Here is a 639-nt window from a genome sequence, read left to right on the forward strand (position 1 = left end):
GGATGGTATGGTTGACTAAATTATAGCTTGATAAATCAATATTTAAGTTAAAGCCACTATATTTGGCATTGTAAATCGTTGGGTAAGCACGTTTTACATCGGCACGTTCAACAGTATTATATTGTTGACGTTTAATTTCACGATTGGTAGTTGCATCATAAACAATCATCCAAGCGGATTGTTGACTGTCAGAATCATCAGCTGCATGCCAACCTTCAACATGAAGCTGGCCTTCATCGTTAAGATAAACTGAATCAAAAGCTGCTTCATTAGCATGTGTGTTGGTATGAATTGATTCAGAATCAATTTGATTATCAGTATTGTTAGGTAAAGTTTCTTGGGAGGGAATGTGTGATTGTTTTTTAACGTCATTAGTATCTATTTTTGTACTAATGTTGTTTATGTTTGCGGTATTCTCATTTTTATCAACTACATCTCTGGTAGGTGTGAGAGATGTTGCTTCTGTTTGTTTTTCGGAAATTTGGTTATATGTGTTAGTGTCTATATCTGTAGCAGTTTTGTATGATTTAGTAGAAGTTACCTCAGTTGAGTTAGAAATTGAATTAGCTGAGATAGTATCACCGTGGTTTATTGCTAATCCCATAAAAACTAAAGAAGCAATTATCCAGCCATGCTTGC

The 639-nt window shown here is 34.6% G+C and carries 1 pseudogene; it reads right to left on the bottom strand.

Annotated features, from left to right (window positions below):
• Window positions 1-604 (bottom strand): annotated as a pseudogene (locus JCM10991_RS15515) (hypothetical protein); the annotation flags it as partial.
• Window positions 605-639 lie beyond the last annotated feature (35 nt).

Source organism: Ligilactobacillus equi DSM 15833 = JCM 10991, from assembly GCF_000615765.1.
Taxonomy (GTDB): domain Bacteria; phylum Bacillota; class Bacilli; order Lactobacillales; family Lactobacillaceae; genus Ligilactobacillus; species Ligilactobacillus equi.